Here is an 18,931-nt window from a genome sequence, read left to right on the forward strand (position 1 = left end):
GGCCGCTCAGCGGCTGCGCTGGCCCTTGGTCAGCGTGTCCAGCTGAAAGCGGCCGCTGCGGTCCCACAGCCACGTGTCGATGTAGGTGTGCGCGCCCACGCCGGTGGGCGGCGCCGGCAGCGGCGACGCATCCATGACGAGCTGCGCGATCATCGGCGGCACCTCGGGCGCATGCGAGGGCGTGCGGCTGAAGGTCACCTTCTTCACCGTGCCGTCGCTGTTCACATGCGTCTCGACGACCACCACCGCGTACACCAGCGGCGGGATCTTGCCGGGGTAGATGCGCGAGGGATACTTCTTGTAGATCGCATTCGCGCCCGCCTTGCGGTAGGCCTTGACCGCCGGTGTCTGGAAGCTGATGGTCTCCGCGGCGGGCGGGACTTCATCGGCCCGGCCGGCCTCCGAGCCGGCGCCTTCGGTGCCAGGTTTGAGCGCGGTGCAGGCCGCAAGGCCGATGGCCAGCGGCATGACGGTGGACAGGAGAAGGTGGCGGTGGTCAATGCGCATCATCGTGCGCGGCATTGTGCGCCGACCGCGGCGGCTTGAACATCAGGCGGCATCTTCTGCGCGCCGCCCTGCCTACCTCATCCAAGCTCGAGGATCACGGGCGCATGGTCGCTCGGCTTGGCCCACTTGCGCGGCACGCGATCGATCACGCAACCCTTGACCTCCGGCACCAGCGCCTGGCTCACCAGGATGTGGTCGATGCGAAGGCCGCGATTCTTCTGGTAGCCCAGCATGCGGTAGTCCCACCACGAATAGCTTTTCTCGGGCTGCTCGAAGAGGCGAAAGCTGTCCACCAGGCCCAGGTCCAGCAGCGCCTTGAAGTGCTGGCGCTCCTCGGTGGTGTGGTGGATGGTTTCGCGCAGACCCTCGGGGTCGAAGCTGTCGCGGTCTTCCGGCGCGATGTTGAAGTCGCCCAGCAGCACCAGGCGCGAATGCGTGGTGAGTTCGGTGCGCAGCCAGTCGCGCAAGGCATCGAGCCAGCGCATCTTGTAGGCGAACTTGTCGGTGCCGGGCGCCTGGCCGTTGACGAAATAGCCGTTGACCACCCGCACGGATTCGGTAGGCGTGTCGACCGTGGCGCTGATCACGCGCGAATGCTCGTCGGTGAAGCCGCCGATGTTGCGCAGCACGTCGCGTGCAGGCGCGCGGCTGAGGATGGCCACGCCGTTGTATGTCTTCTGACCGAACACCGCGGCCTCATAGCCGGCGGCCTGCAGTTCCATGAGCGGGAACTTGTCGTCGCTGAGCTTGAGCTCCTGCAGGCACAGCACGTCGACGGGGTTGGCGGCCAGCCAGTCGAGCACGTGCTGCAGACGCGCGGTAAGGGAGTTGACGTTCCAGGTGGCGATCTTCATGGCACTGCGTGACTACGTTGGACTTCCGATTATCGGGCGCGAGCCGGCGGCAATGCCGTCCATTAGTTAGTGAGGACTGCGCTATCGGGTATCAGTCTGCGCCTACAAGCACTGGCAACTTGATGGAGACATGTCCTACCTGCCTGTGCGAATGGGCCTTGCGGTGTCCGGGTCTTCGCAGCCCCATGCTTGCAGCACCTATTCACCACTCAGGAGAACTGATATGACGCAACTGTCGACCTTGTCGAAAAGCCGACGCCAACTCATCACCTACGGAGCTGCCACCCTGGGTGGATCGCTTCTTCTTTCCGCTTGCGGTGGAGGCGGCGACGACAAGACCGTCGCCACCCAGGTTGACGAGGCCAAGAGCGTCATGAATCAGGCCCAAGCGAAGCCGGAATGCAGCATCTTCGTCGAGGCGGTCAAGGCATGCGGCCTGGAGTCCACCCTCGATGACTCGGGCACCGTCACGGCATTCGCGTTCACGAACGACGGCTTCAACGCAACCCTGGGCGAGCTCAACGTCAGCAAGGACCAGCTGTTCGCCGACAAGACCACGCTGACCGCCATCGTGAAGTGCCACATCATGAGCAAGGCGCAGTTCACCGAGGCCATCGTGGAAGGCCACACGCTCGACACCATCGGCGGCGGCTTCTTCAAGATCGACAAGGAGAACAATGTCTTCACGGCCACGGACGGCCGCAACCGCCTGTGCAAGCTCACCAATACCGACGTGACGGCGCTCAACGGCGTGCTGCACGTGATCGACAAGACGATGCTGCCGGCCAACATGGACATCATCGTCACCTGCGAGGAAAAGCCCGACATCAAGCCGGACTGCGAAACCGCCATGCGCTGCATCGAGGCGTGCGGACTCACCGATACGCTCAAGCAGCCCGGCCCGTTCACCTTCTTCTGCCCGACCAACGCGGCCTTCCAGGCCGTGCTCATCGAGCTCAACATCACGCTGGAAGCGCTGCTGGCCGACATTCCGCGCTGCAAGAAGATCATGCAATGCCACATGGTGCCGGCGCGCAAGTGCAAGAAGGAGTTCAAGACCGACGAGCCTGTCGTGACCGTGCAAGTCGACGTGTCCATCAAGATCAACGCCACCTTCCAGGTGGTCGACCCGCGCGGCCGCATCTGCAACCTGAGCAAGCCCGACGTGCTCAACACCAACGGTGTGCTGCACCTGTGCGACAAGGTGATCCTGCCGGTCGACGCCTAAGTCACAGGTGACCGCCGCATCATCGGCAGCCGTTTCGGCTGCCGATGATGTGGATGAAGACAGCATCGCGCTCCTCCAGGAGGCGCGATGCTTTTTTGCGTCTAGCCAAGCGGCCAGGGCTGGCCGTCGCGCAGGATGTGCCAGGCTGCCGGGTCCACGCCTTCGAACGCGGCGGCGTACCGGGCTGCATCGCGGCCTTCCGCGGTCACATCGCGGATCACGATGCCCTCGATGCGGCTTGCATGCCTGCGCGCCACGTCGCCGTAGATTTCCGGATCGAGTTCGCCCGAGTCGCCGACCAGCAGGAAGCGGCGCTGCGGAAAGTCCTCCATCAGCCGGGCAATGGCCGAGAGCTTGTGTGCGCGCGATTCGCCTTCGCCGGGGATGAGCGTGCGCAGCGTGGTCGATTCGCGCAGATGCATGCTGCCCGGCGGAAAGCCTTCGTGCCGCAGGAAATCCTGCAGCGGCGGCAGTAGCTGGATTGGGCTGGACGACAGGTAGTGGAAGCGGGTCTGCGGATTGCGTGCCAGTGCGCCGTAGTGCTGCGCCATGCCCGGCGCCGGCTTGAAGCTGCGGGAAAAGGTGTTGAGCAGCATCTGCTGCTGGTCGCGCACCTGCGTCACCTTGATGGTGTCGTCGATGTCGGAGATGACCGACAGGCCGGTGGCAGGCACGAGCAGTGCGCGTCCTTCCACATCCGGGCGCGGGCCGGGCGTGCGCGCATGGAAGACGAGCCAGGGCGCGGTGCGTGCATCGGGCTTCAGGTCGACGGTGGCGCGCAGGCCGGTGCGGCCGCTGGCATCGCTGGTGGGCATCGGGACCAGGGGCGTGCCCTGGCCGAAGTCGATCTGCAGCACCGTGCCTTCTTCCGGCTCGGCATGGAAGAGCGTGGTGCGCTGTGCAAAGCGCAGCCGCGCGGCGGGGGACATGTCGCCCAGCTTCAGTCCGAGGTAGCGCGCCAGGCCCATGTCCAGGAGCTTGAAGCGATTCTTCTCGTGGATCCAGATCTGCACGTCCACTTCCAGCTGTCCGTTGCCCAGGTCGCGGGCGGTGCTGGGCAGGAAGAGCAGGTCTTCGTCAGGCTCGAGCGGTTCGGCCTTGGCATGGACTTCGGTGGTGGTGGCGGCACTGGCGAGCAGCGCAGCTGCGGGCAGCGCGGCGGCCAGCAGCTGCCGGCGGTGGCGGTCGACGGACTCTGCGGCGCTTGCCGGCTCAGGCAGCCTTGCGCTCATAGGTGACGAAGCTGAAAGGCAGTCCGTCCTTGGCAGCCGTGTGCGTGCTGCGTGCCGTCTCGTGCCAATCGGCACCGAGCTGCGGCGCGTAGGTATCGCCCGCGAAATCGCGATCGATCTCGGTGACGACCGCGCGTTGCGCCAATGGCACGGCCTGCGCGTAGATTTCGCCGCCGCCGATCACCCACAGGTCGGCGGCGCCCGCGCACAGCGCAATCGCATCCGAAAGGCTCGCGGCGCGTTCGGCGCCTGCCGCCTGCCAGTCTGACTGCCGCGTGATGACGATGTTGCGCCGGCCCGGCAGCGGCCGGAAGCGCGGCGGCAACGAATCCCAGGTCTTGCGGCCCATCAGCACCGGTGCACCGCCGGTCTGCTGCTTGAAGTGCGCCAGGTCTTCGGGCAGGTGCCAGGGCATCTGGCCGTCCTTGCCGATGACGCCATTGCGCGCGCGCGCGAAGATGATGTTGATGCGCTGCGCCATGCTCACACGGCGACCGGCGCCTTGATGCCCGGATGCGGGTCGTAGCCCTCGATCTCGAAATCCTCGTACTGGTAGTCGAAGATGGATGCGGGCCGGCGCTTGATGCGCAGGGTGGGGTAGGGCCGCGGATCGCGCGAGAGCTGCAGCGCCACCTGCTCGGCATGGTTGCTGTAGATGTGGCAGTCGCCGCCGGTCCAGATGAAGTCGCCCACGTCGAGGTCGCACTGCTGCGCGATCATGTGCGTGAGCAGCGCGTAGCTGGCGATGTTGAAGGGCACGCCCAGGAAGATGTCCGCGCTGCGCTGGTACAGCTGGCAGCTGAGCTTGCCGCGCTCGCCAGGCGCCTGGGGCGGCGCCACGTAGAACTGGAAGAAGGCGTGGCACGGCATGAGCGCCATCTTGGACAGATCGGCCACGTTCCAGGCGCTCACGATGATGCGGCGCGAATCGGGGTTGCTCTTGAGCGTGTCGATCACCTGCTGGATCTGGTCGATGTGCCCGCCGTCCGGCGTGGGCCAACTGCGCCACTGCACGCCGTACACCGGGCCCAGGTCGCCATCTTCGCGCGCCCATTCGTCCCAGATGGTGACGCCGCGTTCCTTGAGCCAGTTGTTGTTCGACGAGCCCGTGAGGAACCACAGCAGCTCGACGATGATGGACTTCAGGTGCACCTTCTTGGTGGTGACCAGCGGAAACCCTTCGTTCAGGTCGAAGCGCATCTGGTGGCCGAACACGCTCTTGGTGCCGGTGCCGGTGCGGTCGGACTTGAACACGCCCGTCTCGTTGACATGGCGCATGAAGTCTTCGTATTGGTGGCGGATGGGGCGGGTTGGTGACATGTCAATACGAACCAAAAAGTGCGTCCAGCGCCTCTTGCACCTGGTGCTGTTCGCCGCGCAGGTTGGCGACGGGCTGGCGCAGCCAGCCGCGAGGGAAGGTGGCCAGCGTGGGCGTATCCAGAACGACATCGCGATCCTGGATACGGAACAGGGGATGGATACGGTCCAATCGCGTGCCGTGCACGCGGGCATCGCGCAATGGGATCACGATGCGGGTTTCCACGGCGTCGAGGTAGTCGTTCTGGACATCGAGCACGTAGGGGGTATGCCGGTGCTCGGATTTGTCGGGGTTGGCGTAGACGTCGAAGCGCGCCATCGTTTCAGGCGACTTTCTTCCGGCTTGTGCCAGTGGGGGCCTCGCGTCCATCGCCCAGGCTGCGGGCAAAGGTGCGGTACTTGGCGCCCCAGATGCCTTCGTTGCGGATGCGCTCGTTGTAGTGTTCGATCGCTTCCTTGTTCTGCTCGGCCCATTGTTCCCAGTAGCGACGTTCCACTTCCTTTGCCAGCAGCGCGTCGACAGTCTGCGAGACGTTCATGCCCATCTCGCGCGCCATCTCCAGCACCTTGCTGTTGAGGCTGAGGTTGGTCGCCTTCTTGGGCGCATCGTTGAAGTTGAGCATGGCTGCATCCTCGGGTGAGCACAGGGTATGCGCATATTTTACGCGCATGCCCCATGCCCCATGCCCGTGCTCAGGCGCGCAGCACCCGCCCCGGGTTCAGCGTGTTGTTCGGATCCAGCGCGCCCTTGATGGCCCGCATCATCGAAAGCGCCACCGGCGACTTGTGCTTTTCCAGCTTGTGCGCCTTGAGCGAGCCGATGCCGTGCTCGGCCGAGATGGAGCCGCCGAAGCGCTGCACCGCGTCGTACACCAGCGTGTTCACGCGCTCTTCCTCGTTCAGCAGGAACGCGCGCGCATCGCCGTCGGCGGGGGCCTGCACGTTGTAGTGCAGGTTGCCGTCGCCCAGGTGGCCGAAGTTGACCAGGCGCACGCCGGGAATCTCTTTTTCGAGCAGCGCATCGGTCTCGGCCACGAAGGCCGGAATGCGGGAGACGGCGATGGAGATGTCGTGCTTGATGTTCAGCCCTTCCTCGGCCTGCGCCAGCGGGATGCTTTCGCGCACATGCCACAGGGCCTTGGCCTGCGACAGGTTCTCGGCCACCACCGCGTCGCTCACGCAGCCCTCTTCGAAGGCCTTTTCCAGCAGAGCTTCGAAGCGTTGGCGTGCGTGGTCTTCCGATTCGTTGTCGGAGTTCTCCAGCAGCACGCACCAGGGCGAGGCGCCTTCGCTGTCGGCAATGAAGGGCACGCGCTGCGCCGGAAAGTGCTTGGGCACCAGGCTGAGCGCGAAGCGGCCCATCACCTCGAAGCCCGTGAGCCCAGCGCCCAGGTGCCGGTGGGCCAGGCCCAGCAGCTGCACTGCATGTTCCAGCGAAGGGACCGCCGCCCACGCGGTGAGCCGCGCCGCCGGCAGCGGATACAGCTTCATGGTGGCGGCGGTGATGATGCCCAGCGTGCCTTCGCTGCCGACGATGAGGTCGCGCAGGTCATAGCCGGTGTTGTCCTTGCGCAGGCCGCTGGTGCCTTCCCAGATCTCGCCTTGGGGCGTGACCACTTCCAGGCCCAGGCACAGCTCGCGCGCATTGCCGTAGCGCAGCACCTGCGTGCCGCCGGCATTGGTCGCCAGGTTGCCGCCGATGGTGCAGCTGCCTTCGGCGGCCAGGCTCAGCGGAAAGAGAAAGCCCGCCGTGCGCGCCGCCTCCTGCAGGCTCTGCAGCACGCAGCCCGCTTCCACCGTCACCGTGAGGTTGGCCGCGTCGAGGCTGCGCACGGCGTTCATGCGCGTGAGGCTCAGCACCACCTGCCGGCCGCTGGCATCGGGGATGGAGCCCACGGCCAGCCCGGTGTTGCCGCCCTGCGGCACGATGGACACGCCCGCGGCCGCGCAAGCCTTGACCACGTCGGCCACCTGAGCGGTGCTGGCCGGGCGCACCACCGCCAGCGCCTTGCCGCGCTCGCGCTTGCGCCAGTCCTGCTCCCAGGCGGTGAGGTCGCCTTCGGTCAGCACGTTGTGTTCGCCGACGATGCGGCGCAGTGGGTCGATGAGTTGCTGGTCTGTGGTGGTCATTTCTCGGCTTCCGCACGCAGGGCATCGGCGCGCGCCAGGCGGGTGCGCACGTGCCAGGCGCAGGCAACGAACAGCAGCAGGCACAGCACGATCTCGACGCCGGCGAGGACCCGGCCCATGACCTGCGTGTCGCTCCAGGCGCGCACCACGCCCTCGGTGAAGTAGATCCACACCAGCAGGCTCACCCAGCGGTAGGTGTACATGCGCCGTTTCAGTAGGCCCGCCAGCGGCAGCACCAATGGCAGCACCTTGAGCGCCAGCAGCGAGCCGCCCGGGCGCACCGGCGCCAGCCACAACTCCCAGGCCAGGCCCAGCACGATCAATCCCGCCAGGCTGCCGACCGCGAGCGCGCGCGTGGCCGCCACGGCGCCATCGCCGGGGTTGGACGCGGCGGCTGAGGCGGCGGACGGGCGGGGAAGGGGGGCGGTCGGAAGAGGCGGCATGGTGGTGGAAACCCGATGGCATGATAGCGACCCATGAATCGCCATTCGCTATGGAGGGAGCTGTCCCATTTTCCGTGGCGCAACACCGCCGCCGTGCTGGGCGAGCGCTTCCGCGAAGACCGCCTCGGCCTGTCGGCCAGCAGCCTCACTTTCACGACCACCATTGCACTGGTGCCTTTCTTCACCGTGGCACTGGCGCTGTTCACGGCCTTTCCCATCTTCGCGAAGATGCAGGGCCGCGTGCAGCGCTGGCTGGTGGAAAGCCTCATACCGGAGAACATCGCCCGCCAGGTGCTGGGCTACCTGACCCAGTTCGCGAGCAAGGCCGGCGGCCTGGGTGTGCTGGGCCTGGTGGTGCTGCTGCTGACGGCCTTCGCCCTCATCTTGACCATCGACCGCACGCTCAACAACATCTGGCGCGTGCGCGAGCCGCGGCCGCTGGCGCAGCGGGTGCTGGTGTACTGGGCGGCCGCCACGCTGGGGCCACTGGTGCTGGCGCTGAGCCTGTCCACCACCTCTTATGTGTTCGCGGCCTCGCGCGGGCTGGTGGACGACGCGGGCCTCAAGCTGGTGTTCGACACGGCGGAGTTCCTGCTGCTGGCCGGCGGCATGGCCAGTCTCTATCACTATGTGCCCAATACCGAGGTCAAGTGGTCGCATGCGTGGGCGGGCGGCCTGTTCGTGGCGGTGGCCATCGAAATCGCCAAGAAGCTGCTGGCCCTGTACTTCAGCATGGTGCCGACCTATTCGGTGCTGTACGGCGCCTTTGCGGCTTTCCCGATCTTGCTGGTGTGGATCTACATCGCCTGGCTGATCGTGCTGTTCGGCGCGGTCATCGCCGCCTACCTGCCGAGCCTGCTGGCGGGCGTTGCGCGGCGTGGCGGCACGCCGGGCTGGCCGCTGCAGCTGGCGATCGAGGTGCTGCAGCATCTGTCGGACGAGCGGGACATGCCGCAAAAGGGCCTGGGCCTGGCCAGCCTGGGGGAGCGCATGCGGGTCGACGCGCTGCAGCTGGCGCCGGTGGTCGAGGCGCTGGTGCGGCTGGACTGGGTGGGGCACATCGCGGAACAGCGGGCCGACGAGGATCCCCGCCTGGTGCTGCTGGTGAACCCGGCCACCACGCCCATGGAGCCGCTGCTGCGCGAGATGCTGCTGGTTCGCTCCGAGGTGCTGGCGCCGCTGTGGGACATGGCGCCGCTGGGGCGGCTGTACCTGGGCGAGGTACTGTCCTCGCCCCGCGGCCTGCCGGCCGCACAGCCGGTTGTCAGATCTTGACGCGGCCGCGCAGGATGTCGCGGTACATCGCCCAGTCGCCCATGAAGCTGTAGAGCGGGCGCTTGAACGAGGCGGGTTTGTTCTTCTCGAAGCCGAAATGCCCGATCCAGGCAAAGGCGTAGCCCACCACGATGGTGGGCAGCAGCCACCACCCGTTGCCCGTGACGAAGAGCGTGGCCAGGCACACCAGCGAGAGCGACGAGCCGACGAAATGCAGCTGCCGGCAGGTGCGGTTGCTGTGCTCGCTCAGGTAGAAGGGATAGAACTCCGAGAAGCTCTTGAAGCTGCGCGGATCGACGCCAGCTGCGTCGGCATGGGGAGCGGTCGTGGCGGGATTCATTGTGTGTCTCCTGTGGCTTGCGAGGCCTTTGCCCATAATAGTGAGGCGGCCAGCCGGTCGCCAATCCCGCAAACCCTTGGCCACTTCCTTCCAACCGTGAGTGCATTGCCCACCAATCCCGGTACCGCCCCCCAAGCCGACGATGCCGGCAACGCCCTGTGGGTGGTGTGCCTGTGCGCCGAATGGTGCGGCACCTGCCGCGACTACCGTCCGCTGATGGAAGAGGTGGCGCGCGCCCATCCGGAGATGCGCTTTGCATGGGTGGACGTGGAAGACCATTCCGATATTGCCGACGAGTTCGACGTCGAGACCTTTCCGACGATCCTGGTGGCGGGGCGCGATGGCACGCGCTTTCTGGGGCCGTTGCTGCCGCATGCGGAAACCCTGTCGCGCATGCTTTCTTCTGCGTTGCCTGTGCAGCCCTCTTCTGCGGAGGTGGAGCAGTTGCTGGCTGCTGTCGAGCGGTCGCCTGATGAGTTCTTGATCGACGTCTGAGTTTCTGCTGCCGCAAGTCAGAAACGGTCGCATTTGTGTGTCCTTCGGCACACAAACGCTAAGCCCCGCCGCTGCGCGCCTCGCCGCCACAGAAGGCGCCCCCGGCCCCAAGGGCCTGCCGCACCCGCCTGGAGACGTCGTGTCGGATTTAGCGGGGGGCAGGGCACCTGTGTGCTATGCCAACGGTGCGTTGCACATCCCCTTGATGCACCACGAACGTGTCCAGGGCCAAGGGCTGTGTGCCCCTGTGCGGGCGCGCCTCTGTGGCGCCGAGCAGCGCAGTGGGGCCGGCCCGCTTGTGTGTGCCGAAGGACACACACAAGCTTCGTGATCTGACTTGCGGAAGCTGTCTGAGCAGCGTGAACGAAGTGAACGCAGCGAGTTCTTCCGCAGGGCCGGCTCCGCGAGCAGCGCAGGGCAGTCGGCGAAGCCGACCGCCACAGTGGCGCGCCCGCACAGGGGCACGCAGCCCTTGGCCCCCGCGCCATACGCCAGCAAACCGAGCCTACCGCGCCCCCATAAAGTCCGCCAACGCAAACAGCACCTCGTCAGGCGCTTCGCTCATCAGCGCATGCCCAGCCTGCACCGTCACCACCTTTGCGTTGGCAGCCCGCTTGACCAGCGCTTGCGCCGCCGACACCTGGGTCATCTGGTCCCCCTTGCCCAGCAGAAAGAGCACCGGGCACTTCACCGCCTCGATGGCCGCCTCGCCGTTCGCATACTGGTTGCATGCGTTGAAGCCGACATGGAATACGTTGGCCTCGGTATTGCTGGCCAGCACGCGGCGCATCAGCGCGCGCGATCCGCCATAGAGCCAGGTGCCCGGCCCCAGCGACGAGGGCGGCGGCGCCAGCGTCGAGTGGGAGAAGGTGTTGACCATGGCAATGGCCTTGTGCGGCTCGTTCAGCGAAGCGTCGAGCAGCGCCGGCGACACCTTCATCGGATAGGCCGTGCCCACCATCGCCAGATGGCTCACCCGGTCCGGTGCGCGCGCGGCGGTCTCCAGCGCAATAAGCGAGCCGAAGCTGTGGCCCACCAGCGCAGCACGCTCGATACCGGCCGCATCCAGCAGCGCGATCACCGTCTGCGCGGCCTCTTCCACGCTGGCGGGTGGCTTGCCGCCGCTCTTGCAGTGGCCCGGCAGGTCGATGGCCAGCACGTTCCATCCATGGTGGGCGAACCAGCGGCTTTGCAGGATCCACACGCTGTGGTCGTTGAGCACGCCGTGGATGAACACGACCGTCGGCCTGGCCGCGTCGAAGGGCTTGCCGCCGGTGTAGGCGTAGAGGGAGTGGCCGTTGACGTCGATGTTCATGCTGCCGCCTTCTCTGCCGCCTTCAGCGCGCGCTTGAGGTCGTCGATGAGGTCGGCCGGGTCTTCCAGCCCGATCGACAGGCGGATGGTGCCCTGCGTGATGCCGGCGCCGGCCAGCGCCTCGTCGCTCATGCGGAAGTGCGTGGTGGAGGCCGGGTGGATCACCAGGCTGCGGCAGTCGCCCACATTGGCCAGGTGGCTGAACAGGCGCAAGGTCTCGATGAACTTCTTGCCCTGCTCGCGGTTGCCCTTGAGGTTGAAGCTGAACACCGAGCCCGCGCCCTTGGCCCCGTGGCGCAGCATCTTGTTGGCCAGGGCGTGGCTGGGGTGAGAAGGCAGCAGCGGATGGCCCACGTGCTCCACAAAAGGATGCGTGGCCAAAAACTCCACCACCTTCTGCGTGTTGTCGATGTGCCGCTCCATGCGCAGCGGCAGCGTCTCCACGCCCTGCAGGATCAGCCAGGCCGTGTGCGGGCTCATGCTGGCGCCGAAGTCGCGCAGGCCCTCGCGCCGCGCCCGCAGCAAGAAGGCGCCCACCGTGCTTTCGTCCGAGAACACCATGTTGTGGAAGCCGTCGTAGGCCTGCGTCAGCTCCGCGAACTTGCCCGAGCGTTCCCAGTCGAAGCTGCCGCTGTCCACCACGATGCCGCCGATCACGGTGCCGTGGCCCGAGAGGAACTTGGTGGCCGAGTGGTAGACGAGATGAGCGCCCCAGTCGAAGGGCTTGAGCAGGTAGGGCGTGGTGAAGGTCGAGTCCACCAGCAGCGGCACGCCGGCCTGGTGCGCGATGTCGCTCACCGCCGCAATGTCGAGCACGTCCAGGCCCGGGTTGCCCACCGTCTCGCCGAACAGCAGCTTGGTGTTGGGCCGGATGGCGGCGCGCCAGCCGTCCAGGTCGCCGGGCTTGACGAAGGTGGTGTCGATGCCGAAGCGCCGCATCGTGTAGTGCAGAAGGTTCTGCGAGCCGCCGTACAGCGCCGTGCTGGCCACGATGTGCGAGCCCGCGCCCATCAGCGTGGCCACCGACAGGTGCAGCGCCGCCTGCCCGCTGGCGGTGGTGATGGCGCCGATGCCGCCCTCCAGCGCCGACACCCGCTGCTCCAGCACCGCGTTGGTCGGGTTGCTGATGCGCGAGTACACATGGCCGGCGCGCTCCAGGTTGAAGAGCGAGGCCGCGTGGTCGCTGGATTCGAAGACGAAGGAGGTGCTCAGGTGGATCGGCACCGCCCGCGCGCCGGTGGCGGGGTCGGGGGCCGCGCCCGCGTGCAGCGCGAGCGTGTCGAAGCCGGGATCGGAATAGCCGGGCATGAGAGCCTTTCAGGAATCACAAACAAGGGGGAAGCGCGAACGACCCGTTACGTCTGCAAGACAGCACCCGTGTCGTGGACGTGCCAACGGTGGGTCATTGTGTGTGATTTGTGGGCTATATTTGAATCGGTACTTAGCCCACACGAGAGGAGCATCCCCCATGAAAGTCAGCGACATCCTGCGTCTGAAGGGCAACGCGCTCTTCACCATCACGCCCGATGAACCCCTGGCGGATGCCGTCAACATCATGGCCGACAAGGACATCGGCTCGCTGGTGGTGATGGAGCACGGCGACCTGGTGGGCATGCTCACCTTCCGCGAGGTGATCCTGGCCGTGGTGGGCAACGGCGGCTCGGTCGGTTCCACCCAGGTGCGCAAGGCCATGGACGACCACCCGGTCACCTGCACCCTGGAGACTGATCTCGATGAAATCCGCCGCATCATGCTCGACCGCCATGCGCGCTACATGCCCGTGATGGACAAGCGCATGCTGATGGGCGTGGTGAGCTTCTACGACGTGGCCAAGGCCGTGGTGGACAGCCAGAACTTCGAGAACAAGATGCTCAAGGCCTACATCCGCGACTGGCCCGCGGAAGAAGAAGACGAAAAGAACTCCTGACGAAGACGGCGGCTGCCGCCCCTGCTCCCGGGGCGCAGCCGCGGCGGCAAGTCATTCCTTGATGTTGGCCGCCTGGACGATCTTCTGGTTGCGGGCGTACTCGGTGCGCACGAACTTGCCCAGGTCTTCCGCCGAGCCGCTGCCCGGCACCGCGCCCTGCTCCTGCAGCTTGGCGCGCACCTCGGGGTCCTTCAGCACCGCATTCAATTCCTCGTTCAGCCGCTTGACCACGGCCGGCGGGGTGGCCGCGGGCGCGAAGATGCCGGTCCAGCTCACCATCGAATAGTCCTTCAGGCCGGGCATCTCGCCGAAGGCCGGCACGTTGGGCAGGGCGTCCAGGCGCTTGGCGCTGGTCACGCCCAGGGCCTTGAGGCGACCGCCGTTGATGTGCGGGATGGCGCTGGTGCTCACCAGCATGGCCAGGTCGACCTGGTTGCCGATCACGTCGGTGGCGATCTGCGCGCCGCCGCGATAAGGGATGTGAGTCACGAAGATGCCGCTCTTTTCCTTGAGCAGTTCCATTGCCAGCTGCAGCACCGTGCCCACGCCCGAGGTGGCGTAGTTGTACTTGCCGGGCGAGGCCTTGGCGAGCTTGACCAGGTCGCCGTAGCTCTGCACCGGCAGCCCTGGCCGGGCCACCAGCACCATCGGCGCGGTGTTGAGCATGCCCACCGGCGCCAGGTCCTTGAGCGGGTCGAACTTGAAGGCCGCCGGGTTGATGAGCTTGCCGATGGCGATCACGCTGTCGGGGCCGGCCACCAGGGTGTAGCCGTCGGGTGCGGCGTTCACCACCTTGGTCACGCCGATCACGCCGCCCGCGCCGGCCACGTTCTCGATGACCACCGACTGCTTGAGCCGCTCGCCCAGCTTGGTGGCCACCAGGCGGGCGTTGAAGTCCACGCTGCCGCCGGCCGAGTAGGGCACGACCAGCGTGATGGGCTTGGCCGCGGGCCAGGCGGCCTGGGCGAGGGCGATGCCGGGCAGGGCGGCGGCCAGCAGGGCGGCCAGAACGAGGGGCTTCTTGAACGAGGGCATGGTGGTGCGGCTTCCGGGGAGAGAGGCGAGGGGTCGAAGGGTGGGTGAGTGTCAGGACGGATTCAAAGCGAAAAACGTGCGCGAAGCGCATCGAATTCGGCGCCCCACTGGGCGTGCCAGTCGCGGCGCTGGCGCTCGTCGATCCAGGCGCCGTCCAGGCCGTTGTGCATGAAGCCGCGCAGGTCGTCGATGGAAAAGTCGAAGTCCCTCACCATCATGGCCCAGGCCTGTGTGGGCGTGACCTTGTGCAGGGTCGGGTCGTCGGTGTTGGGGTGGATGCGCAGGCCCAGCCCCGGCATCTTTCGGATCGGGTGGTCCAGCGCCCAGCGTTCGGGCGGCAGGGTGCGCAGGTAGTAGGAGTTGGTGGGCACCACGGTGAAGATCAGGCCGCGTTCGGCGCACTCGCGGGCGAAGTCGGGCTGGTCGACCACCGTGTAGCCGTGGTCGATCCGGTCCACCTGCAGCATTTCCACGGCGGTGCGCACATTGGTCCAGGGCATGCCGAACTCGCCGGCATGGGCCGTGGTCTTCAGGCCGCCCTCGCGTGCGCGGCGGTAGGCTTCCAGGAACATCTCGGGCGGACGGTCCACCTCGCGGTAGTCGATGCCGATGCCGATCACTTCGTCCGCGCGGTTCGCCAGCACCCAGTCCACCATTTCCACCGCGGCCTCGGGGCTGGCTTCGCGGTCGATGGCAGCAATGAGGCGCCCGGCAATGCCCAGGTCCTGCTGCGCATCGCGGATGGCGCGCACGATGGCGTCCTGCGCTGCGCGGTAGGCCATGCCCGATTCATGCACCGTGCCGGTCGGGTTCCAGAAGAACTCGGCATGGCGCACGTTGTGGCTGGCGGCGTCCTGCAGGTACTCGTAGGTCAGCTGGCGCAGGTCGTCGGGCGTGCGAACGAGTTCGGCATCCAGCGCGCGCAGCACCCGCAGCACGCCCACCGGCTTCTCGCCGCGGGTGTAGAAGCCCTGGATTTCCTCGGCCACCAGCGGCGAGCCGGCCCGCGCATTGAGCGCCTCGAAGGTCGCCTGGCGCACCGTGCCGAACAGGTGGCAGTGCAGTTCGACCTTGGGAATGGCGTGCAGGAAGTCGTCGAGGGGCGTGGCGGACATGCTCAAAGTCTAGGCAGTGCCGGCCTTCAAGAGAAGTTTTGAATTTCTATAATTTCATTCATCCAACTGATAACCAGGCCACCTTCGCATGTCCACCCAGCCCCTGCGCGCCTTGACCCTGCGCCAGCTGCAGTGCTTCTCGGTGCTGGTGGAAGAAGGGCATTTCGGCCGCGCGGCGCAGCGCCTGGCCATCACGCAGCCGGCGCTGAGCAACGCCATCAAGCAGATGGAGAAGCTGCTGGGCGCCGAGCTGCTCACGCGTACCACCCACAGCCTGGCCCTCACGCCGGTGGGCGCCGAAGTGCTGGCCCGTACCGACTTCCTCGTCAACACGGTGGACATGGCCCTGCGCGACATCGAGAGCACGGTGCGCCGCGGCCGGGCCTTCGTGCGCATCGGCGTCATTCCCTCGGCCAGCGGTGCGGTGGCCGGGGCGGTGAGCGAGTTCCTGCGCGAAGGCGGGCGCGAGCTCGAAGTGGCCTGGCGGGATGCCCCGTCCACCACGCTGCTGGCCGAGGTGCGCAGCGGCCAGCTGGACTTTGCGGTGGCCGCCATCACCGAGGCGCCCGGCGGCGGCCTGGCCAGCGTGGAGCTGTTCCGCGATCCGCTGGTGCTGGTGCTGCGGCGCGACCATGCGCTGGCCGGCCTGGAGGAAGTGGGCTGGGAAGCCATCGGCAGCGAGCGCCTCGTGCTGTTCGAAAGCGGCAGCATGCCGGCGCTGGGCAATCCGGCGCGGGCGCAGTTCGCGCAGGGCGCCGAGCCGTACCGCGTCAGCTATTCGGAGACGCTGTACGCGCTGGTGCGCGGCGGCCTGGCGCTGGGGCTGATGCCGCGGCTGTACACGGAGTCGCTGCGCGATGCCCGATTGGTGGTGCTGCCGCTGGCACGGCCGCGTGTCGAGCGCCGGATCGTGCTGGTGTACCCGGCCGGGCCCACGCGCAACGAAGCCGCCAAGCAGTTGATCGCCCATCTTCGAGACCGGCTTCCGCTCGTGCCCGGCGAGTCCGCCGCGCCAGCCGCCGGCAAGCGGCGAGCTGGCCGGCGCAAGGCGGTTCGTTGACCCAGGGCGTCAGGCGGCGGCCTGGGCCGCCCGGGTGCCATGAAGCTCGGCGGCCGTGTGGATGGTGTCGCGCACCCGCGGGTAGATCTGCTGGTTCCACTTGCTCCCGCTGAACACGCCGTAGTGCCCCACGCCAGCCTGCAGGTGGTGGGTCTTGAGGTAGGGCCGGATGCCGGTGCACAGATCCTGCGCCGCCACCGTCTGGCCGACGGAGCAAATGTCGTCGCGCTCGCCTTCCACCGTGAGCAGTACGGTACGGCGGATGGCCGCCGGGTTTACCTTGCGCTCGCCCACGGTGAGTTCGCCCCGCGGCAGGTCGTAGGTCTGGAACACGCGCTCCACCGTCTCCAGGTAAAACTCCGCGGGCAGGTCGTTCACCGCGAAGTACTCGTCGTAGAAGCTGCGGATGGCGTTGGCCTGTGCCATTTCGCCGTCCACCAGGTGCTGGTAGAGCAGCTCGAACTGCTTGCGGTGCCGCTGCGCGTTCATGCTCATGAAGGCGGTGAGCTGCAGAAAGCCGGGGTACACGCGCCGCATCATGCCGGCATGGGGCCACGGCACGCGGCTGATGAGGTTGCGGCGGAACCAGTCGATGGGGCGGTCGGTGGCCAGCTTGTTCACGGCCGTGGGATTGACGCGGCAGTCCACCGGGCCGGCCATGAGCGTCAGGCTGCGTGGCGTGGCGGGGTTGTCGTCTTCCGCCATCAGTGCGGTGGCGGCCAGTGCGGCCACGCAGGGCTGGCAGACGGCCACCAGGTTCACGCCGGGGCCGATGTGCTCGAGAAACGCCATGAGCTGGCGCGTGTAGTCGTCCAGGCCGAAGCCGCCGTGCCACAGCGGCACGTCGCGCGCGTTGTGCCAGTCGGTGATGTACACGTCGTGGTCGCGCAGCAGCGTATGCACCGTTTCGCGCAGCAGGGTGGCGAAATGGCCCGAAAGTGGTGCAGCCACCAAAACCTTGGGTTGCTCGGCACGGGTGTGCTTGCGAAAGTGCAGCAGCGTGCCGAAGGGGGCGATCAGCACCGGCGCCTCGCGCACGGCGACCTCCTGGCCGTCCACCATCACCCGCTCGATGCCGTACGGCGGTCGGGTGTGGGTGAGGCGCATGCGCGAAAGCACGTCGAAGAACGACGCCATCCGGCGGTTGGCCGTGCGCTCGTCCTTCTCGAACCACAAGGCGCTGCCCAGCACCTGGGCGGCCAGCCGCATCGGCGAAGTGGCATTCATCGAGGACTGGTAGAGCCCGTACAGCATGCAATGCCCGCAGGCAAATAGCGGGCCAAGCCGGCAAGGCGCGGCGTCGCCGGCGGCGCACTGTTCTGGCACAAGCCTTGCACCAGTGCGGGAAAGCCGAAGGAGCAGCGCATGGCCAAACCTGTCCTCACCATCAGCAGCAAGAACTACGGCGCCTGGGCGCTGCGCGGCTGGCTGATGTGCAAGCTGGCCGGGCTGGACTTCACCGAGAAGGTGATTCCGCCCGACGACCCGGCCATGAAGGCCGAGATGCTGCTGCTGTCCTCGTCCATGCTGGTGCCTTCGCTGCAGCACGGCGGCATCAAGGTCTGGGACACCCTGGCCATCGGCGAATACCTGAACGAGATCAAGCCCAAGGCGGGGCTGCTGCCGGCCGATGCCAAGGCGCGCGCCCATTGCCGCGCCATCTGCGGCGAAATGCATTCGGGCTTTGCCTCGCTGCGCAGCGCGCTGCCGATGAACATCAAGGCCCGCTTTCCGGGCTTCAAGGTGTGGTCGCGGGCGCAGGCAGACATCGACCGCATCGTCGCCATCTGGCGCGAATGCCTGGCGGCCCATGGCGGGCCCTATCTGTTCGGACCCGCGCCCTGCATGGCCGACGCGATGTACGCCCCGGTGGTGACGCGCTTCCTGAGCTACGACGTGACGCTGGACAAGGCCTGCGCCGCGTACTGCAAGCGGATCATGGAACTGCCGGCCATGCAGGAATGGGTGAAGGCCGCCAGGGCCGAGCCGGACGAGATCGACGAGCTGGACGCGGAGTTCTGAACGGGTCCCAGCCCCAGGTTCACAGCTGGACTTCGGCCCGCCCGATGCCCGGGAATTCCGCCGTCACGCGATCGCCCGCCTGCGCCAGGGGCAGGCCGCACCAGGTGCCGGTGGTGACCACGGTGCCTGCGCGCACCACGGCGCCGCCCTGGGTGGCGTGGCGCAGCCAGGCCGGCAGCACGAAGGCCGGGTCGCCCAGCGAGTGCGTGCCGACGAATTCCATGGTGGGCTGCTTGCCGATGTTCACGATGCAGCGCTGCGCAGCCCAGTCGCGTGGCGCGAAGGTCGTCCATGTGCTCAGCACCAGGGCGCCGTGCGATTGAAGATCGGCCAGCTTGGCGAGGGCCGGCGCATCCAGCGCCTCGGCCCAGCGCGAGTCGACCAGTTCGATGGACACGCACATGCCATCCACCAGACGGGTGGCGGCGGTCACGTCGAGGGACGCGGCGCGTTCGGCGTCCACGTCCTGCGCGAGCCGCAGCGCCACTTCGGCCTCGATGCCGCGCAGGTGAAAAGGCCACTTGCGCGCATCGGCCGGGCTGGCCCACACGCCGTGCGGCGGCAGTGCTGCATGGGTGAGCGTGGCCTGGCGCGACGGGCCGCCGGATTTCCAGTGGTGCGGCGCGGTGCCTGCCGG

22 protein-coding genes are annotated in these 18,931 nt (G+C 67.1%); 6 read left to right on the top strand and 16 right to left on the bottom strand.

The genetic code is table 11. The annotated features are described in order from the left end of the window. Positions 1–6: 6 nt before the first annotated feature. Together VSO01S_RS07510 and xth are read right to left on the bottom strand one after the other, a co-directional pair. Positions 7–510, bottom strand: coding sequence for a hypothetical protein (locus tag VSO01S_RS07510; RefSeq protein ID WP_245684137.1), 504 nt, complete (start codon positions 508–510; stop codon positions 7–9). A 74-nt stretch (positions 511–584) separates the two neighbouring features. Continuing rightward, a complete protein-coding gene (xth, locus tag VSO01S_RS07515) occupies positions 585–1,361 on the bottom strand; it encodes an exodeoxyribonuclease III (protein WP_068641183.1) in 777 nt (258 codons plus the stop codon). 223 nt (positions 1,362–1,584) lie between these two features. Between xth and VSO01S_RS07520 the strand changes: the two genes are divergently transcribed. Beyond that, complete coding sequence (locus VSO01S_RS07520) at positions 1,585–2,589, top strand: fasciclin domain-containing protein (RefSeq protein ID WP_068641184.1); 1,005 nt, start codon at positions 1,585–1,587, stop codon at positions 2,587–2,589. A gap of 101 nt (positions 2,590–2,690) precedes the next feature. Here the strand turns inward: VSO01S_RS07520 and VSO01S_RS07525 are convergent, their stop codons facing one another. The 7 genes from VSO01S_RS07525 to VSO01S_RS07555 all read right to left on the bottom strand — a co-directional run bounded on the left by VSO01S_RS07525 (position 2,691) and on the right by VSO01S_RS07555 (position 7,711). Then, positions 2,691–3,821 carry a phosphatidate phosphatase App1 family protein gene (locus VSO01S_RS07525; RefSeq protein WP_068641185.1) on the bottom strand — a complete coding sequence of 377 codons (1,131 nt, stop codon included), beginning with the start codon at positions 3,819–3,821 and terminating at the stop codon, positions 2,691–2,693. After that, the gene (locus tag VSO01S_RS07530; protein WP_068641186.1) at positions 3,802–4,302 is read right to left on the bottom strand and encodes a dihydrofolate reductase; all 501 of its coding nucleotides are present in this window, start codon (positions 4,300–4,302) and stop codon (positions 3,802–3,804) included. The genes VSO01S_RS07525 and VSO01S_RS07530 overlap by 20 nt, the downstream gene beginning before the upstream one ends. 2 nt (positions 4,303–4,304) lie before the next feature. Beyond that, on the bottom strand, positions 4,305–5,141 hold the full coding sequence (locus VSO01S_RS07535) for a thymidylate synthase (RefSeq protein WP_068641187.1): 837 nt from the start codon (positions 5,139–5,141) through the stop codon (positions 4,305–4,307). Between the two features lies 1 nt (position 5,142). Further along, the gene (locus VSO01S_RS07540) at positions 5,143–5,457 is read right to left on the bottom strand and encodes a CcdB family protein (RefSeq protein ID WP_068641188.1); all 315 of its coding nucleotides are present in this window, start codon (positions 5,455–5,457) and stop codon (positions 5,143–5,145) included. Between the two features lie 4 nt (positions 5,458–5,461). After that, on the bottom strand, positions 5,462–5,761 hold the full coding sequence (locus tag VSO01S_RS07545; protein ID WP_084241734.1) for a type II toxin-antitoxin system CcdA family antitoxin: 300 nt from the start codon (positions 5,759–5,761) through the stop codon (positions 5,462–5,464). Positions 5,762–5,831: 70 nt separating this feature from the next. Beyond that, positions 5,832–7,268, bottom strand: coding sequence for an FAD-binding oxidoreductase (locus tag VSO01S_RS07550; RefSeq protein WP_068641189.1), 1,437 nt, complete (start codon positions 7,266–7,268; stop codon positions 5,832–5,834). After that, entirely contained in the window at positions 7,265–7,711 is a 447-nt protein-coding gene (locus VSO01S_RS07555) for a DUF2069 domain-containing protein (RefSeq protein WP_084241735.1), read from the bottom strand. Before VSO01S_RS07555 ends, VSO01S_RS07550 begins: the two co-directional genes overlap by 4 nt. A gap of 33 nt (positions 7,712–7,744) precedes the next feature. Here VSO01S_RS07555 and VSO01S_RS07560 point away from each other — a divergent pair, with 33 nt between their 5' ends. Further along, on the top strand, positions 7,745–8,986 hold the full coding sequence (locus tag VSO01S_RS07560) for a YihY family inner membrane protein (protein ID WP_068641191.1): 1,242 nt from the start codon (positions 7,745–7,747) through the stop codon (positions 8,984–8,986). Here the strand turns inward: VSO01S_RS07560 and VSO01S_RS07565 are convergent. Further along, positions 8,976–9,326 carry an Mpo1-like protein gene (locus VSO01S_RS07565; RefSeq protein WP_068641192.1) on the bottom strand — a complete coding sequence of 117 codons (351 nt, stop codon included), beginning with the start codon at positions 9,324–9,326 and terminating at the stop codon, positions 8,976–8,978. The genes VSO01S_RS07560 and VSO01S_RS07565 overlap by 11 nt on opposite strands. A gap of 96 nt (positions 9,327–9,422) precedes the next feature. On the opposite strand from VSO01S_RS07565, the gene VSO01S_RS07570 reads away from it, so the two are divergent. After that, a complete protein-coding gene (locus VSO01S_RS07570; protein ID WP_068641193.1) occupies positions 9,423–9,821 on the top strand; it encodes a thioredoxin family protein in 399 nt (132 codons plus the stop codon). 505 nt (positions 9,822–10,326) lie between these two features. Here VSO01S_RS07570 and VSO01S_RS07575 read toward each other — a convergent pair. Beyond that, the gene (locus VSO01S_RS07575) at positions 10,327–11,136 is read right to left on the bottom strand and encodes an alpha/beta fold hydrolase (RefSeq protein ID WP_068641194.1); all 810 of its coding nucleotides are present in this window, start codon (positions 11,134–11,136) and stop codon (positions 10,327–10,329) included. Beyond that, a complete protein-coding gene (locus VSO01S_RS07580; RefSeq protein ID WP_068641195.1) occupies positions 11,133–12,443 on the bottom strand; it encodes an O-acetylhomoserine aminocarboxypropyltransferase in 1,311 nt (436 codons plus the stop codon). The genes VSO01S_RS07575 and VSO01S_RS07580 overlap by 4 nt, the downstream gene beginning before the upstream one ends. Positions 12,444–12,603: 160 nt before the next feature. Between VSO01S_RS07580 and VSO01S_RS07585 the strand changes: the two genes are divergently transcribed. After that, a complete protein-coding gene (locus VSO01S_RS07585; RefSeq protein WP_068641196.1) occupies positions 12,604–13,062 on the top strand; it encodes a CBS domain-containing protein in 459 nt (152 codons plus the stop codon). Positions 13,063–13,113: 51 nt separating this feature from the next. On the opposite strand, the gene VSO01S_RS07590 is transcribed toward VSO01S_RS07585, so the two are convergent. Together VSO01S_RS07590 and VSO01S_RS07595 are read right to left on the bottom strand one after the other, a co-directional pair. After that, positions 13,114–14,097 (bottom strand): Bug family tripartite tricarboxylate transporter substrate binding protein, encoded by a 984-nt coding sequence (locus VSO01S_RS07590; protein ID WP_068641197.1) that lies wholly within the window; start codon positions 14,095–14,097, stop codon positions 13,114–13,116. A gap of 62 nt (positions 14,098–14,159) precedes the next feature. Further along, positions 14,160–15,212 carry an adenosine deaminase family protein gene (locus VSO01S_RS07595; RefSeq protein ID WP_068641198.1) on the bottom strand — a complete coding sequence of 351 codons (1,053 nt, stop codon included), beginning with the start codon at positions 15,210–15,212 and terminating at the stop codon, positions 14,160–14,162. Positions 15,213–15,300: 88 nt separating this feature from the next. On the opposite strand from VSO01S_RS07595, the gene VSO01S_RS07600 reads away from it, so the two are divergent. Beyond that, positions 15,301–16,272 (top strand): LysR family transcriptional regulator, encoded by a 972-nt coding sequence (locus tag VSO01S_RS07600; RefSeq protein ID WP_084241736.1) that lies wholly within the window; start codon positions 15,301–15,303, stop codon positions 16,270–16,272. 9 nt (positions 16,273–16,281) lie between these two features. On the opposite strand, the gene VSO01S_RS07605 is transcribed toward VSO01S_RS07600, so the two are convergent. Then, complete coding sequence (locus VSO01S_RS07605) at positions 16,282–17,526, bottom strand: polyhydroxyalkanoate depolymerase (RefSeq protein ID WP_068641199.1); 1,245 nt, start codon at positions 17,524–17,526, stop codon at positions 16,282–16,284. Between the two features lie 111 nt (positions 17,527–17,637). Between VSO01S_RS07605 and VSO01S_RS07610 the strand changes: the two genes are divergently transcribed. Further along, the gene (locus VSO01S_RS07610; RefSeq protein ID WP_068641200.1) at positions 17,638–18,294 is read left to right on the top strand and encodes a glutathione S-transferase; all 657 of its coding nucleotides are present in this window, start codon (positions 17,638–17,640) and stop codon (positions 18,292–18,294) included. Between the two features lie 19 nt (positions 18,295–18,313). Here VSO01S_RS07610 and VSO01S_RS07615 read toward each other — a convergent pair. Next, positions 18,314–18,931 (bottom strand): fumarylacetoacetate hydrolase family protein (locus VSO01S_RS07615; protein ID WP_068641201.1); only part of this gene is annotated, 618 nt, incomplete at its 5' end.

Origin of the sequence: Variovorax soli NBRC 106424, assembly GCF_001591385.1 — a bacterium.
In the GTDB taxonomy this organism is placed as follows: Bacteria; Pseudomonadota; Gammaproteobacteria; order Burkholderiales; family Burkholderiaceae_C; genus Variovorax; species Variovorax soli.